Below are 13853 nucleotides of genomic sequence, written 5' to 3' on the forward strand. Positions count from 1 at the left end.
TGGTCGAAGCCGCGAGCGAGGTGACTCCTGCGGCCAGGAGGGGAAGGACTGTCAGTGCGGTACTTCAACACCACGGGTCCCTGCAATCCGCAGTGGCATTACATGCTTCCCGCCGCCGAGCGGCTGACCGATGCTCGTCGGTATATCAGCCGCGGGCAGTACTTCGTCGTGCATGCGCCCCGGCAGTCGGGGAAGACGACCAGTCTGGCGGCATTGGCGCGGGAGTTGACCGATGAGGGGGAGTACCTGGCGCTGCACTTCTCCGCCGAGTACGCCGAACCTGTCGGTGACGACTACGGCCACGCCGAACTGCTGCTGCTCGACGTGATCAGCAAGACCGCCTCCGCGCGGGGTTTCGCTGCCGAGTTGTTGCCTCCGGACCCGTGGCCGGAAGCGGAGCCGGGCTATCGCCTCGATGCGGCGCTGACCGCGTGGGTCGCTCGCTGTCCTCGGCCGCTGGTTCTGTTCCTGGATGAGATCGATGCTGTCCGGGGCGAGAGCCTGCGCAGCCTGTTGCGGCAGCTGCGGGGCGGCTACACCACCCACAGAAATGGCTTCGTGCACGCGGTCGTGCTGTGCGGGCTGCGCGACGTAAGGGACTACAAGGCGGCCTCGGGTGGTGATCCCTCGCGACTGGGATCGGCAAGCCCTTTCAACATCAAGGTCGAGTCGATGCGCATCGGCGACTTCACTCATGCCGAGGTGGCCGCGTTGTACGCCCAGCACACTGAAGAGACGGGGCAGGTGTTCACCGCCCGTGCGGTGGACCTCGCCTACTACTACACGCAAGGTCAGCCCTGGCTCGTCAACGCCCTTGCGGCCGAAGTGATCGACAAAATGCGAGTGCGCACCGAGATCACCGGCGACCACATCGACGAGGCCAAGGAACGATTGATCGTCGCGCGTGCAACCCACCTCGACTCGCTAGTCTCGAAGCTGGGTGAGGACCGAGTACGCGTTGTCATCGAACCGCTCATCGCGGGCACGCTGCTGGAAGCGGATCTGACCTTCAACGACGCCGTCTCCTACGTCCGGGATCTCGGCCTCATCGCGGAGGACCGGCCAGTCCGCGTCGCCAACCCGATCTACAAAGAAGTCATCCTCCGGGTCCTGGGATCAGCGATCGAGAACAACGTTCTCCTGGAACCGAGCAGCTTCCGGCTCCCGGACGGCCGCCTCGACTTCCCCCGTCTGCTCACCGAGTTCGCCGCGTTCTGGAAGCTGAACGGCGAAGTCCTCGCCGCCCAGCAGGGCTACCACGAGGCGGCCGCGCAACTGGTGCTGATGGCGTTTCTGCACCGGATCGTCAACGGTGGCGGCTACATCGACCGCGAATACGGCGTCGGTCGCGGTCGCATCGATCTGCTTCTCCGCCAGCCGTATACGGATGCCGATGGCCGCCGGGCATGGCAGCTCGAAGCCATGGAGTTGAAGGTGTGGCGGGACAGGGAACCCGACCCGCTCACCACCGGCCTCGCCCAACTCGACGGCTACCTGGACCGTTTCGTCCTCTCGACCGGAGTCCTGGTCATCTTCGACCGCCGCCCTCGAGCCGAGCCGATCGATCAGCGCACGGTCTTCTCCGAAGCGACCACCCCCGCCGGTCGAACAGTCACGGTCCTGCGGGCCTGATCTTCGAGCCGGAGGCGCCCAGCGATTTCTCTGGGCGCCTTCGCCGTTTCGGGGTTATTTGAGGGCGACGCGGGCGCCGCCGGAGAAGACCGAGTCGTGGAATTCGATGGCGGTGGGGGTGGTGCCCTTCGGGACGTCGAAGGCGAGGACGACGGAAATCCTGTTGCCGGGGTTGATTTCGGTGACCAGGTTCTTGTTGAGGTTCACTTCGGCGGCGGTGTCGTTGCTGTAGAGGCGGCCTTGGGCGTCGACGAGTTTCTGGTTGTCGCCGAAGTAGGTCTGCGGTTGATCGCCAGTGTTGCTGACGTCGACGTACACCAGGATGAATTCGCCCTGGGCGTCCTTCTTCAGGAATTGGTTGTCGCCGACGGAGGCGACCGGCGCATCGACGCGGGTGACGACGAAACCGAATTTGCCGTCGCGGACCTCGGAACCCGCGGGGGAGACGGAGGTCCGTTTCTCTGTGCTCTCGGCGACTTCGTCGGCCGCACTGCTCAACAGCGCGACGCATCCGCCGAACAGCAGCACCACGAACGCGAAGAACCCGCCGAGCACCCACGGCCACACCGCACGTTTCTTCTGCGGCGGCGGCGAGTAATGCGGATTCGGGCCGGGCCACGGCTTTTGGGGCATCTGTGGATTGGTCATGCCGGTATTCCTTTCTCGACTGCGGGGGAGCGCGGTGCTGGGACTGCCGCACGCGACAGCACGGAAATGCGCGGCGGTTCGATGGCGTGCCGTCGGAAGCGACGGTTCGCGCCGGGCGGCTCGAGGTTTAGCCGAAGCCCCCCGGTGGAAGTCTGGACGTTAGCGGAAAGCGCTGGACCGAGGGCATTTTCGGGCAGCTGTTAGGGGCCCGTTCGGTGCCTGTCCTGATCATGGTCTGGACACGCCGTCGGCGGCAGGCGCCGTTTCGGTGACGGCTCGGGAAACCGGGTGGCGGCCAGGGAATTGCTCGAGTGCGCTCAGTTCCGAACGGTCCGGTTCACGGGAGGTAGCCGATCGGAGGAGTACCGTCCGGACTATGGATCGCGATGCTGTTCGCGCATGGGTAACGGCCTACGAACGGGCTTGGCGCACACCGGGCACCGACGCGCTCGCCGAACTGTTCGCCGACGACGCCGTATACGTGATATCCCCGTGGGCGGCCCCGATCGTCGGGCAAGCCTCACTCGCCGAGTTCTGGGAAGCGGGCCGGGACGGACCCGACGAGCCGTTCACCATGACTTCCGACCCCGTCGCGGTGGAAGGCGACACCGCAGTGGTCCGGGTCGAGGTCGAATACGAGCGCGACGACCCCGCCCGCTGGCGCGACCTGTGGGTCGTCCGCTTCGACGATTCCGGCCGCTGCGTCCACTTCGAGGAGTGGCCGTTCGCGCCGGGTCAACCCGACGGTCACTGAACACATCCACGCCGACGAGCGGGGCGGTTCAGAGCCGAACGACTACCGCGGTCGTTCCGGCAGGCCCGCGATTCACGCGCTGTACTGGAGTATCTCGCCGGCCAGGGCGGCGGCTGTGTCGTGCGCCTGCGGCAGGCGCTCGGCCCAGGTGTCGGCGGCGTCGCCCAGGTAGACGGCGCGGGCGTGGGCGAGTGCGGGGCGGAGTTCGTCGGGGAGGCGGTCGATGGCCCAGCTCGCGGCCTCGGATTTGGCGCGAATCTCGCCGGTTTCCAACGTCATCCAGACGCGGGCCAGGCGGAGCAGGACGTTGCGGGTGTCGCTGTCGAGTTCGGTGAGCAGGTCGGGGATGCCGTCGAGCAACGCGCCGCGCAGATGCTCCGCCGGGACTGGGTCGAGGAGTTCGGCCGGTGGCGGCCCGAGCAACGGGGAGTCGGCCTGAAGGGTCATCGTGATCAAGACGGCGAGGTCGGCGTCCGGCGCGGCGACGGGCAGCGCGCCCCGCACGTAGTCGTCGCGCAACCATTCGCCGTACTGGAAATCGAGGGTCGGCGGATACTGCCACGGCCGGACGTCGGTCTGCGCGACAGTGCTGAGTTCTACGGGCCGCGGCGCACCGGATACGCGCGGATCCCCCGAAACGGCAAGCAATCCATCGACCAACGCGCGCCGCTGGTCGGTCTCCAGATGACCATCGGTGACCACCAGAACGTCGATATCGCTGTGCGGACGCAACCCGCCCAACGCCGCCGAACCGTGGCGGTAGGCACCGAGCAACTGGGGCCCGAGCGCGGCGCGGAGCAGATCGGCGACGGCGGCTTCCTGAGTCACCCGCTCCACTGTAGTTCTGAACGCGGCGATACCGCTCTGCTCATGACTATTCGTAGATGTCGCGGCGGTGTCCGGCGGTGACGACGAGGATGATCAATTTGCCGTCGTCCACCTCGTAGACCAGCCGATAGTTGCCGACGCGAAGTCGAAAGCCGGGCCGACCGGTCAGGGCTTTGACGTCTACTCCGTCGCGTCGGTAGGGATCGTCGCCAAGCAATGTGAGCGCGACCAAAAGCCGTATGCCGTCGTGCTGCGGAATCGTCCGGAGCGCACGACGCGCGGCCGTACACCCGAACGTGTACGCGATGGTGTGGTCGCGCCGCTACCAGGACTCGTTCGAGTTCAATGCGACGAGCAACCGGCGAATGGCCGCGACGCGGCGCTCCTTGTCCGGCAGCGTGTCCAGCGCGCATTCGGGGTCGGCGGGTGGTCCGAGATGGGTGCACCCGCGCGGGCAGTCCTCGATCGCCTCGGCCAGATCGCTGAAGGCCAGGATGACGTCGTCCGGTGTGATGTGCGCGAGGCCGAAGGAACGCACGCCCGGGGTGTCGATCACCCAGCCGCCGCCGGGCAGCGACAGCGCGATGGACTGGGTGGAGGTGTGCTTGCCCTTGCCGACGCCGGAGACCTCGCCGACAGCCCGATAAGCATCCGGCACAAGGCGATTCACCAGGGTGGATTTGCCGACGCCGGAGTGGCCGATGAACGCGGTGAGGTGGTCGGTCAGCAGGTCGAGGGTCGGCTCGAGCGGATCGTCGATGCCGCCGTAGATGATGGTGAGATCGAGATCGTCGAAGGCCGAGGCGAATTCGGAGTCGGCGGCCAGATCGTGCTTGGTCAGGCACAGCACCGGTTGCAGCCCACCGACATACGCGGCGACCATGCACCGCTCGACGAAACCGGTGCGCGGCGGCGGGTCGGCCAGCGCCACCACGATGAACAGCTTCTCGGCGTTGCCGACCACGATCCGCTCGAAGGGGTCGGTGTCGTCGGCGGTGCGGCGCAACACTGTTCGGCGATCGCCGACGCGCACGATGCGGGCGAGGGTGTCGGGCTTGCCGGACAGATCGCCGACGACGTCCACCTGGTCGCCGACCACGATCGGTGTGCGGCCCAGTTCCCGGGCCCGCATCGCCACGATCCGCCGTTCGGGGTCGCCGCCGAGCACGCAACCCCAGCGGCCGCGGTCGACGGAGACCACCATCGCGGACTCCGCGTCGTTGTGCTGCGGACGAGTCTTGGTGCGCGGGCGCGAACTTCGGCCCGGACGAACCCGCACATCGGATTCGTCGTAGCCCGCGGCGGAGCGACGTGGCCGGCTCAGTGTGCGGCTCCGTCGTTCAGCATGTGCTCCCACAGGGACACGAAGTTCGGCAGTGTCTTGGCGGTGGTGCCGATGTCCTCGATCCCCACGCCGGGCACCCGCAGGCCGAGGATCGCGCCCGCGGTGGCCATCCGGTGGTCGGCATAGGAGTGCCAGGACCCGCCGTGCAGCGGTGCGGGCACGATCTCCAGCCCGTCCTCGGTCTCGGTGACCTTTCCGCCGAGGCGGTTGATCTCGGTGGACAGCGCGGCGAGCCGGTCGGTCTCGTGCCCGCGCAGATGCGCGATGCCGCGCAGCCGGGACGGGGAATCGGCCAGCGCGGCCAGCGCGGCGACGGTCGGCGTCAGCTCGCCGACATCGTGCAGGTCGATGTCGATACCCGCTAGTCGTTCCGGTCCGCGCACGGTGAGCACGCCGTCGAACACGCGCGCCTCCGCGCCCATGCGCACCAGGATCTCCCGGATGACGTCGCCGGGCTGGGTGGTCAGGCGCGGCCAGTGCGGGATCTTCACCTCACCGCCGGTGACCGCGGCGGCGGCCAGGAACGGCGTGGCGTTGGACAGGTCCGGCTCGACGTCCCAGTCCACGGCGCGGATCGGACCGGGCTCGACGACCCAGGTCTGCGCCTTGCGGCTGTCCTCGGGCGCCTGCACGCGAACGTCGGCGCGGCGCAGCATCTCCACGGTCATCTCGATGTGCGGCATGGACGGCAGTGCCTTGCCGTCGTGGTGCACGGTCAGTCCCTCGTCGAAGCGCGCGGCCGAGAGCAGCAGCCCGGAGACGAACTGCGAGGATCCGGAGGCATCGATGGTGACGGGGCCGCCGCGCAGCGCGCCCTTGCCGTGCACGGTGAACGGCAGCGCGTCGCCGTCGATGTCGGCGCCGAGCCCGCGCAGCGCCTCCAGGATGGTGCGCAGCGGACGCACCCGGGCCTGCGCGTCGCCGTCGAAGGCCACGTCGCCGGTCGCCAGCGCCGCCACCGGCGGCAGGAATCGCATCACGGTCCCCGCCAGACCGCAGTCGACCGTGCCGCCGCCGAGCTTCGCGGGGGTGACGCGCAGCGTGTCGGCGTCACCGGAGATGCTCGCGCCGAGCGCACGCAGGGCCGCGATCATCAGATCGGTGTCGCGGCTGCGCAGCGCCCCCGTGATCGTGGACGGCCCGTCGGCGAGAGCGGCCAGGATCAGGGCACGATTGGTGATCGATTTGGATCCGGGCAGGGTGACGGTCGCGTGTACCGGGACATCGACGTGGGGCGCTGGCCAGAAAGTCACCAGTCCATCTTGGCCCATCGGGTCCTCGGACACACCGGCGGTCGCGAACTGCGGCCGAATTGGGTCGTACGGAGCCCGGCCCGCGTGGTACGCGCGAACCCGCCGGGATCGCGCGTACCGAGCGCTTCCTACTTGTGCCGCCCGTGCAGGAACGGAACCAACTTGCGCAGCAGCTTCATCGTGGAATCGGTGCGGGTGTAGCTGAGCAGCGCCATGCCGGGAACCGTGAAGCGCTGCACCGCGATCGAATGCGGCCGCACGAACTCGCGCAGACCCGGCTCGCCGTGGATGCGGCCGATGCCGGAGTCGCCGACACCGCCGAACGGCAGTCCGGGGATGGCGGCGAAGGCGAGCACCGAGTTCACCGACGTCGCGCCGACACGCAACCGCCGCGCGATGTCCAGGCCGTTCTTCTTCGAGTACACCGCGGAGGACAGGCCGTACTTGGACTTGTTGGCCAGTTCGACGGCTTCGTCTACGCCGTCGACGGTGCGGATGGTGACGGTCGGCCCGAAGGTCTCCTCGGCCACCGCCTCCGAGTCCTCGTCCACGTCGACCAGCACGACCGGCTCGATGAACGGACCCTTGATCGACTCGGGCCCGCCGAGCACCGCGGTGCCGCCCTTCTTCAGCGCGTCCTCGATGTGCCTGCGCACGATGTCGATCTGGCTCGGCATGGTCATCGGGCCGTAGGCGGCCTTGTCGTCGGAGCCCGGCTTGATGTCGGACAGGATCCGCTTGACCTCGGCGACGAACTCCTCGCGCACCGAACGGTCGACGTACACCCGCTCCACACCCGCGCAGGTCTGGCCGCTGTTCGCGGTGGCGCCCCAGGCCACCGCGTCGGCCGCGGCCTTGACGTCGGCGTCGCCCGCCACGATCACCGCGTCCTTGCCGCCGCACTCCAGCAGGACCGGGGTGAGGTTCTCGGCGGCCGCGGCCATGATGCGCTTGCCGGTGGCGGTGGAGCCGGTGAAGGCGATCTTGTCGACGTCGGACTTCACCAGCGCCGCGCCGGTGGCGCCGTAGCCGTTGATGGTCTCGAAGACGCCCTCGGGTAGTTCGGGGTTGGCCTTCTTGAACGCGTCGGCCAGGAAATTGCCGATGCCCGTGGAGAATTCACTCGGCTTGAACACCACGGTGTTGCCCGCGGCGAGGGCGTAGGCGATGGAGCCGTTCGGGGTGTAGACGGGGTAGTTCCACGGTCCGATGACGCCGATGACGCCCAGCGGACGCTGTTCCAGGCGCGCGCCGAAGTTCGACATCAGCACGCCGGGCGACACCTTCTTCGGCGAGAGCAGCTTCTTGGCGTTCTTGGCCGCCCACGCGATGTGCTCGAGCGCGAGCATCAGCTCCAGGAACGCGTCGTCGAGCGGCTTGCCGTTCTCCTTGTGGATGAGCTGGGTGAACTCCTCGGAGTCGGCGACCAGGCGGCTGGACCAGCGCAGCAGATGCTTGCGGCGATCGTCGAAGCTCAGCGCGGCCCAGGTGGCGGCGGCGGTGCGGGCCTTGGCGACGGCCGCGCGCACCGCGTCCTCGTCGGCGATGGGGTAGGTGGCGATGACCTCGCCCGTGGCCGGATCGACAGACTTCAGCAGCGTGTCGGGCGCGGTGGGGGTGGTCTCGGTGGTTGTCACGTGGTGCTCTCCTCTTGCCTCTACGGTGGCCGGTCGGTGCGCGTGCCGGAGCGGATGGGTGTGATGGCCGTCCCATCCGTTGAGAGAATGCTAGGTCAAAACTCTCACCAGGTCACCACTCTGTCTCGATTGTCCCCGAGCTTGTCGGTGTGGGGTGGGAGTATCGGAGATATGTGCGGACGATACGCGACGACGACGAACCCCGGCAGGCTCGCGGTCGAGCTCGACGCCATCGACGAGACCGGCAGCGAAAACGATTCGCGCGCTGGTGGTTTCGAGAATTATAACGTGGCGCCGACGAACCGGGTGCTGACCGTGGTCGAGCGGCACGACCACGACCAGCCCGACGACGATCCGAAGCTGCGCATCCGGCGGATGCGCTGGGGATTGATCCCGGTCTGGACGAAGGCGGCCGAGCCGGGCGTCCCGGCCAAGGGCAAACCGCTGTTCAACGCGCGCGCGGACAAGGCGACGACCACTCCCTCGTTCCGCGACGCGGTGAAATCCCGGCGCTGCCTGGTGCCGATGGACGGCTGGTACGAGTGGCTGACCGAACCCGATCCGGTCGGCGGCGGGAAGGGCAAAGCCGTCAAGCACCCGTACTTCATGGCCAACGCCGACGGCTCCCTGCTGTACATGGCGGGCCTGTGGTCGGTGTGGCGGGATCGTTCGGTGCGCGACAGCGAGCCGCTGCTGTCCTGCACCATCCTGACCACCGACGCGGTCGGCGACCTGACCCGCATCCACGACCGGATGCCGCTGCCGATGCCGCGCGAGCACTGGGACGCTTGGCTCGATCCGGATCACCCCGCCCCCGCGGAGCTGTTGGCGACCCCGAGCGAGGACACGGTGGCGGGCATCGTCGCGCGGCCGGTGTCGCCGCTGGTGAACAGCGTGAAGAACAACGGGCCGGAACTGCTCGCTGAGGTGTCCGGCGGAGGCACGGAAAAGGCCGGGCAGATCAGCCTGTTGTGATCGCCCGGCCGCCCAATCCGTCGATCACATCTTGCACTTCACCGAGTCGGTGAAGACGTTGAGCGTGCACTTGAGGATGCCGCTGAGCAGGTCGGCGGCCTCGGTGGCGTTCCCCTTCAGCAAGTCGATGACCTTGGTGGTGACGCCGCCTCCGTTCTTCTCGGCCTTCTCCGCCGTTTCGTCCTTCTTCTCCTTCTCGGGGTCGTCCTGCTGCTCTTCGCCACCGAAGTCGAACGGGTGGTCGACCTGGGTCGCGGCCGGTCCGCCCGGAACGGCGGTCGCCTCGGGCGCTTGGAGCGCGGCGGAGCCGAATGTCAGCGAAGCGGCTCCGGCGAGGGCGACGATCGCGGTGCGCAGACGGTAGTGCTGGGACATTTCGCATCACATCCTCGGGTCGGACGAATCGGACCTTGTTCGGGTAACGCAGAAAATCAGCAACGCGCGAAGCGGGTCGCGCAGAGACCAGTAACGCACAGATCGGCCGCGAGACCGGCGTTTTCGCGGCGGTGTCGCCCGCAGGTCCGCTCATGTACCTCCGCATTCGCTCGGGTGATGCGCAGGCTCAGGACGGACTCCGTCGGACAGCGTCGATCTCCGCATCCGCTCCGGCCATGCGCGGGCTGAGGACGGAACTTCGCCAGACAGCGCCCTTACGCGGTGATCGGCGCGGTCACCGCCCCGGCGGCCCGGACCAGGTCGGCGGGGGCCAGCTCGATCTCCAGCCCGCGCTTGCCCGCGCTGCACAGCATCCGATCCCAACCGAGCGCCGAGTCGTCGATCACGGTCGGCAACCGCTTGCGCTGCCCGAGCGGGGAGATGCCGCCGAGCACGTAGCCGGTGGTGCGTTCGGCCTTGGTCTTGTCGGCCATGGTCGCCTTCGGCGCGCCCAGCGCCGCGGCGGCGGCTTTGAGCGAGAGGGTGTTCGGCACCGGAAGCACCGCGACCGCGAGCGCGCCCGTCGAGAGTTCGACGACCAGCGTCTTGAAGATCTGCGCCGCGACCACCCCGAGTTCGGCGGCCAGTGCGTCGACGGCCTCGGCACCGTAGGAGTCGGCGCGCGGATCGTGGGCGTAGGAGTGCACGCGGTGCGCGATACCGGCCTTGGCCAGGGTGCGGATCGCGGGAGTCGAGGCGCCTGCCATGGGCGACACCTTAATTGCGGGCCCTATCCGGGCCGCAACCTGATTTCCGACCGTGCGAAACCAGACACGGACCGCGTGGGAACACAGCGTGCGGCGGGCATGTTGCATGCGATACAGGCGCCGCGGCGCCGAGCGAACAGCTCGATGGACGACGTGAAGGAGATGTCGGTGTCCGTACTGCTCGACGAACGTCCGGTGTGGACCGTCGCGTCGCCGACGGAAGCCGGTTTCCCCTCGACGCTGGACTTGCCGGTAGATTTGGCAGGTACAGCTATCGAAGGGACAGGTGTGACGAGCGACGAAGGCGTGGTGCGCGACGACGGCGAGGTCGGCACCACGGTCGATGAAGCCGAGCTGGCGCGGCGATTCGAGCGGGACGCGCTCCCGCTGCTCGACCAGCTCTACGGCGCGGCGCTGCGTATGACCAGGAACCCGGCCGATGCCGAGGACCTCGTGCAGGAGACCTACGTCAAGGCGTTCCAGGGGTTCAAGTCCTTCAAGGAGGGCACCAACCTGCGGGCCTGGCTGTACCGGATCCTGACGAACACCTACATCAACTCCTACCGCAAGAAGCAGCGCCAGCCCGCGCAGTACCCGACCGACGAGATCACCGACTGGCAGCTGGCCGCGACGGCTGAGCACACCTCCACCGGTCTGCGCTCGGCCGAGGTCGAGGCGCTCGACGCCTTGCCGGACGACGACATCAAGGCCGCGCTGCAGGAACTGCCCGAGGAGTTCCGCATGGCCGTGTACTACGCGGATGTCGAAGGTTTTCCGTACAAGGAGATCGCCGACATCATGGGCACTCCCATCGGTACGGTGATGTCCCGGCTGCACCGCGGCCGCAAGCAACTGAAGGGTTTGCTCGCCGACGTGGCGCGCGAACGGGGGTTCAACCGCAGCGAGCGCCAGGAGGTCAAGCAGTGAGTGTGGAGCGGGACCCCGACATGGAGCTCGACTGCACGGCGGTACTAGCCGACGTCTGGCTCATGCTGGACGGCGAATGCGACGATGCGACCCGCGCTCGTCTGCAGCATCACATGGATCACTGCTCGCCGTGCATCGAGGCGTACGGCATCGAGGAGAAGATCAAGAGCCTGCTCAGCCGCAAGTGCGGTGGCGACAAGGCGCCGGACTCGTTGCGCGACCGGCTCACCCTGGAGATTCACCAGCGGTTCACGGTGCTCGAGTCCGAGAGCGAATAGTTGGCGCCGGGCGGCGTTCTCACCGATCGCTGCCCGGAAACGACTGAGCGGCACGCTCTTCCGTTCGGAGGAGCGTGCCGCTCAGTCGTTTGTCAGCGAATCGGCTCAGGCGTTGGGACGCTTGCCGTGGTTCGCGGCGTTGCCCTTGCGGCTGCGCTTCTTACGTCCACGCTTACCCATCGGTAGTCTCCTGGATCACCCCCGCCATCGCGGGGAACACATTTGGTTGAACACATCTGATTGAAGGCCATTGTTTCATATGTGGTTGGCTGTACCTTCAGCGGATACAGGCGCGGTGCGGTGTCGCCGCCGGACCACCGGCGGAGCCGTCCGAACAACCGAGTGAATGGGGTGTCATGGCTGAGGAAGTGCGCGCGGAGATGGTGTCCACGGTGCTGACCGTGGAGGTGGCGGTCGGCGATCATGTCGATATCGATCAGACGCTGATCCTGCTGGAGTCCATGAAGATGGAGATCCCGGTCATCACCGAGACCGGCGGCGAGGTCACCTCGATCGCGGTGGCGCCCGGCCAAGTGCTACAGCAGGGCGATCTCATCGCCGTCATCTCCTAGGGCGGAGCGGTAGACCGAACGTGGCGACACTGAGCGAGCTTCTTGCCGAACACACCGACCTGCCCGGCGTCGCCGTCGATCACCTGCAACGGGTGGTCGGAGATTGGCAGTTGCTCGCCGATCTGTCCTTCGCCGACCTGCTGCTGTGGGTCGGAGCGGGACCGATCGTCGAAGGCGCGGACATCGTGTGCGTCGCCCAGTGCCGCCCGACGACGGCCGCCACGGTGCACGTCGAGGATCTTGTCGGCACCACCGCTCTGCAGGCCGACCATCCCCAGGTCTTCGACGCGCTGATGACCGGCAAGATCGTGCGCGCCGACAGCGACGTCGAGGCCCAGGGCGTCTATCACCCGCACCCGGTGCACGCCATCCGGGAGGCCATCCCGGTGCGCTGCGGCGACGACGTGATCGCGGTGCTCTCTCGCGACACCGACATGCAGCGCTCCCGAGTTCGCAGCACCCTCGAGATCGCCTATGTGGCGTGCGCGGACGACCTGTGCCAGATGATCGCCGACGGCAGTTTCCCCACTCCCGAGGACCGAGCCGCCACGCACTCGAGCCCGCGCGCGGGCGACGGCTTCATCCGTCTCGACACCGACGGCATCGTGGTCTACGCCAGCCCGAACGCGCTCTCGGCCTATCACCGGATGGGCTTGCAGAGCGATCTGGCCGGACAGGATCTGGCCGTCACCACCCGCTCGCTGATCACCGACCCGTTCGACGCACAGGAGGTCGTCGGCGACATCCAGGCCGCGCTGGCCGGGCGCACCGGACGGCGCATGGAGGTCGAGGCGCGCGGCGCGACCGTGCTGCTGCGCACCCTCGTGCTGCGCCCGCACGGCGAACTCGCGGGCGCCGCGGTGCTGGTGCGCGACGTCACCGAGGTGAAGCGGCGCGACCGCGCGCTGCTGTCCAAGGACGCCACGATCCGCGAGATCCACCACCGGGTGAAGAACAACCTGCAGACCGTCGCCGCGCTGCTGCGCTTGCAGGCGCGGCGCACCGAGAACGAGGAGGCGCAGGTCGCGCTGACCGAGTCGGTGCGCAGGGTGACCTCGATCGCCTCGGTGCACGAGATGCTGTCGATGTCGGTGGACGAAGAGGTCGATCTGGACGAGGTCGTCGACCGGCTGCTGCCGATCATGGCCGACGTCGCGACCGTGCACACCACCAGGATCAAGGTGCGGCGCGCGGGCTCGCTCGGCGTCTTCTCCGCCGAACGCGCCACCCCGCTGGTCATGGTCCTGACCGAGCTGGTGCAGAACGCCATCGAGCACGCCTTCGACTCCGGCCAGACGGGTACCGTGACGATTCGCTCGGAACGTTCCGCGCGCTGGCTCGACGTGATCATCAGCGACGACGGCCGCGGCCTCCCGCCCGGCTTCAGCCTGGAAGCCTCCGACCGCCTCGGCCTCCAGATCGTCCGCACGCTGGTCACCGCCGAACTGGGCGGTTCCATCGGCCTGCATCCGGGTGCTGACGTGGGCACGGACGCGGTCCTACGAGTGCCGCTTGGGCGTCGTTCGGGGCGCTGACCGCTCTCACCTGGGCCTACCGTCGGGGCATGGGTAGCCCCGATCGGCCGCTAGGCGCGCTGTGGCAGGCGGCCGCCGTCATGTGACGGTGCCGTGGCTGTCCGCCCGGTATGGGCTGCTCGAACAGGGCATGCACCATGTGCGAGAGCTGTCCGTCGCTGAAGCGCCACGACAATCAGCCTGTCCAGCAACAGGTTTCGAGCGAAGCGAGACCTAGCGTAAAAGTTCGCGGCCGTCTCGCGCCCGAGCGGGGGGGGGGCCAGCCGAGCCAGGGCAAAAAAATAACCCCAGCGGGCGGGAGGAAATGTGGCGCGCGACCCCGCCCCC

Annotated in this window: 15 protein-coding genes; 7 read left to right on the forward strand and 8 right to left on the reverse strand. The window is 68.0% G+C overall.

Going from position 1 to position 13853, the window contains the following annotated elements:
• The first annotated feature begins 54 nt into the window (after positions 1-54).
• Complete coding sequence (locus AB0H49_RS13655) at positions 55-1632, forward strand: ATP-binding protein (protein WP_357250929.1); 1578 nt, start codon at positions 55-57, stop codon at positions 1630-1632.
• 54 nt (positions 1633-1686) lie between these two features.
• On the opposite strand, the gene AB0H49_RS13660 is transcribed toward AB0H49_RS13655, so the two are convergent.
• The gene (locus AB0H49_RS13660; RefSeq protein WP_357250932.1) at positions 1687-2280 is read right to left on the reverse strand and encodes a DUF4352 domain-containing protein; all 594 of its coding nucleotides are present in this window, start codon (positions 2278-2280) and stop codon (positions 1687-1689) included.
• Between the two features lie 376 nt (positions 2281-2656).
• On the opposite strand from AB0H49_RS13660, the gene AB0H49_RS13665 reads away from it, so the two are divergent.
• The gene (locus tag AB0H49_RS13665; RefSeq protein ID WP_357250935.1) at positions 2657-3034 is read left to right on the forward strand and encodes a nuclear transport factor 2 family protein; all 378 of its coding nucleotides are present in this window, start codon (positions 2657-2659) and stop codon (positions 3032-3034) included.
• 72 nt (positions 3035-3106) lie between these two features.
• Here AB0H49_RS13665 and AB0H49_RS13670 read toward each other — a convergent pair whose 3' ends face one another.
• The 5 genes from AB0H49_RS13670 to AB0H49_RS13690 form a co-directional block, all read right to left on the reverse strand.
• Positions 3107-3862 carry an aminoglycoside adenylyltransferase family protein gene (locus AB0H49_RS13670; protein WP_357250938.1) on the reverse strand — a complete coding sequence of 252 codons (756 nt, stop codon included), beginning with the start codon at positions 3860-3862 and terminating at the stop codon, positions 3107-3109.
• Between the two features lie 46 nt (positions 3863-3908).
• Complete coding sequence (locus tag AB0H49_RS13675) at positions 3909-4094, reverse strand: type II toxin-antitoxin system RelE/ParE family toxin (protein ID WP_355004305.1); 186 nt, start codon at positions 4092-4094, stop codon at positions 3909-3911.
• 90 nt (positions 4095-4184) lie between these two features.
• A complete protein-coding gene (gene rsgA, locus AB0H49_RS13680; RefSeq protein ID WP_355004326.1) occupies positions 4185-5186 on the reverse strand; it encodes a ribosome small subunit-dependent GTPase A in 1002 nt (333 codons plus the stop codon).
• Positions 5183-6478, reverse strand: coding sequence for a 3-phosphoshikimate 1-carboxyvinyltransferase (gene aroA / locus AB0H49_RS13685; protein ID WP_357250941.1), 1296 nt, complete (start codon positions 6476-6478; stop codon positions 5183-5185). The genes rsgA and aroA overlap by 4 nt, the downstream gene beginning before the upstream one ends.
• 110 nt (positions 6479-6588) lie before the next feature.
• The gene (locus tag AB0H49_RS13690; RefSeq protein ID WP_357250944.1) at positions 6589-8097 is read right to left on the reverse strand and encodes an aldehyde dehydrogenase family protein; all 1509 of its coding nucleotides are present in this window, start codon (positions 8095-8097) and stop codon (positions 6589-6591) included.
• 171 nt (positions 8098-8268) lie between these two features.
• On the opposite strand from AB0H49_RS13690, the gene AB0H49_RS13695 reads away from it, so the two are divergent.
• Positions 8269-9072, forward strand: coding sequence for an SOS response-associated peptidase (locus AB0H49_RS13695; protein ID WP_357250946.1), 804 nt, complete (start codon positions 8269-8271; stop codon positions 9070-9072).
• A gap of 24 nt (positions 9073-9096) precedes the next feature.
• Here AB0H49_RS13695 and AB0H49_RS13700 read toward each other — a convergent pair whose 3' ends face one another.
• Both AB0H49_RS13700 and ybaK read right to left on the reverse strand, forming a co-directional pair.
• Positions 9097-9447 carry a hypothetical protein gene (locus tag AB0H49_RS13700; RefSeq protein WP_357250949.1) on the reverse strand — a complete coding sequence of 117 codons (351 nt, stop codon included), beginning with the start codon at positions 9445-9447 and terminating at the stop codon, positions 9097-9099.
• 275 nt (positions 9448-9722) lie between these two features.
• A complete protein-coding gene (gene ybaK, locus AB0H49_RS13705) occupies positions 9723-10214 on the reverse strand; it encodes a Cys-tRNA(Pro) deacylase (RefSeq protein ID WP_355004300.1) in 492 nt (163 codons plus the stop codon).
• Positions 10215-10358: 144 nt separating this feature from the next.
• Between ybaK and AB0H49_RS13710 the strand changes: the two genes are divergently transcribed.
• The 4 genes from AB0H49_RS13710 to AB0H49_RS13725 all read left to right on the forward strand — a co-directional run bounded on the left by AB0H49_RS13710 (position 10359) and on the right by AB0H49_RS13725 (position 13526).
• On the forward strand, positions 10359-11141 hold the full coding sequence (locus AB0H49_RS13710; RefSeq protein ID WP_355004299.1) for a sigma-70 family RNA polymerase sigma factor: 783 nt from the start codon (positions 10359-10361) through the stop codon (positions 11139-11141).
• A 20-nt stretch (positions 11142-11161) separates the two neighbouring features.
• Positions 11162-11419, forward strand: coding sequence for a mycothiol system anti-sigma-R factor (gene rsrA / locus AB0H49_RS13715; RefSeq protein ID WP_355004325.1), 258 nt, complete (start codon positions 11162-11164; stop codon positions 11417-11419).
• Positions 11420-11775: 356 nt separating this feature from the next.
• Positions 11776-11991, forward strand: a complete 216-nt coding sequence (locus AB0H49_RS13720; RefSeq protein WP_141809113.1) for a biotin/lipoyl-binding carrier protein — start codon at positions 11776-11778, stop codon at positions 11989-11991.
• Between the two features lie 20 nt (positions 11992-12011).
• Positions 12012-13526: a histidine kinase N-terminal domain-containing protein gene (locus AB0H49_RS13725; RefSeq protein WP_355004298.1), complete on the forward strand. Its 1515-nt coding sequence runs from the start codon at positions 12012-12014 to the stop codon at positions 13524-13526.
• Positions 13527-13853: the final 327 nt, after the last annotated feature.

The organism is Nocardia sp. NPDC050713 (genome assembly GCF_040654315.1).
Lineage (GTDB): Bacteria > Actinomycetota > Actinomycetes > Mycobacteriales > Mycobacteriaceae > Nocardia.

What these genes read in the sequence shown, in the direction of transcription:
- AB0H49_RS13695 (WP_357250946.1), top strand. Translation starts at nt 8,269, where the DNA reads ATGTGCGGACGATACGCGACGACGACGAACCCCGGCAGGCTCGCGGTC.
- AB0H49_RS13665 (WP_357250935.1), top strand. Translation starts at nt 2,657, where the DNA reads ATGGATCGCGATGCTGTTCGCGCATGGGTAACGGCCTACGAACGGGCT.
- AB0H49_RS13710 (WP_355004299.1), top strand. Translation starts at nt 10,359, where the DNA reads ATGGACGACGTGAAGGAGATGTCGGTGTCCGTACTGCTCGACGAACGT.
- AB0H49_RS13700 (WP_357250949.1), bottom strand. Translation starts at nt 9,447, where the DNA reads ATGTCCCAGCACTACCGTCTGCGCACCGCGATCGTCGCCCTCGCCGGA.
- rsrA (WP_355004325.1), top strand. Translation starts at nt 11,162, where the DNA reads ATGGAGCTCGACTGCACGGCGGTACTAGCCGACGTCTGGCTCATGCTG.
- AB0H49_RS13720 (WP_141809113.1), top strand. Translation starts at nt 11,776, where the DNA reads ATGGCTGAGGAAGTGCGCGCGGAGATGGTGTCCACGGTGCTGACCGTG.
- AB0H49_RS13660 (WP_357250932.1), bottom strand. Translation starts at nt 2,280, where the DNA reads ATGACCAATCCACAGATGCCCCAAAAGCCGTGGCCCGGCCCGAATCCG.
- ybaK (WP_355004300.1), bottom strand. Translation starts at nt 10,214, where the DNA reads ATGGCAGGCGCCTCGACTCCCGCGATCCGCACCCTGGCCAAGGCCGGT.
- aroA (WP_357250941.1), bottom strand. Translation starts at nt 6,478, where the DNA reads ATGGGCCAAGATGGACTGGTGACTTTCTGGCCAGCGCCCCACGTCGAT.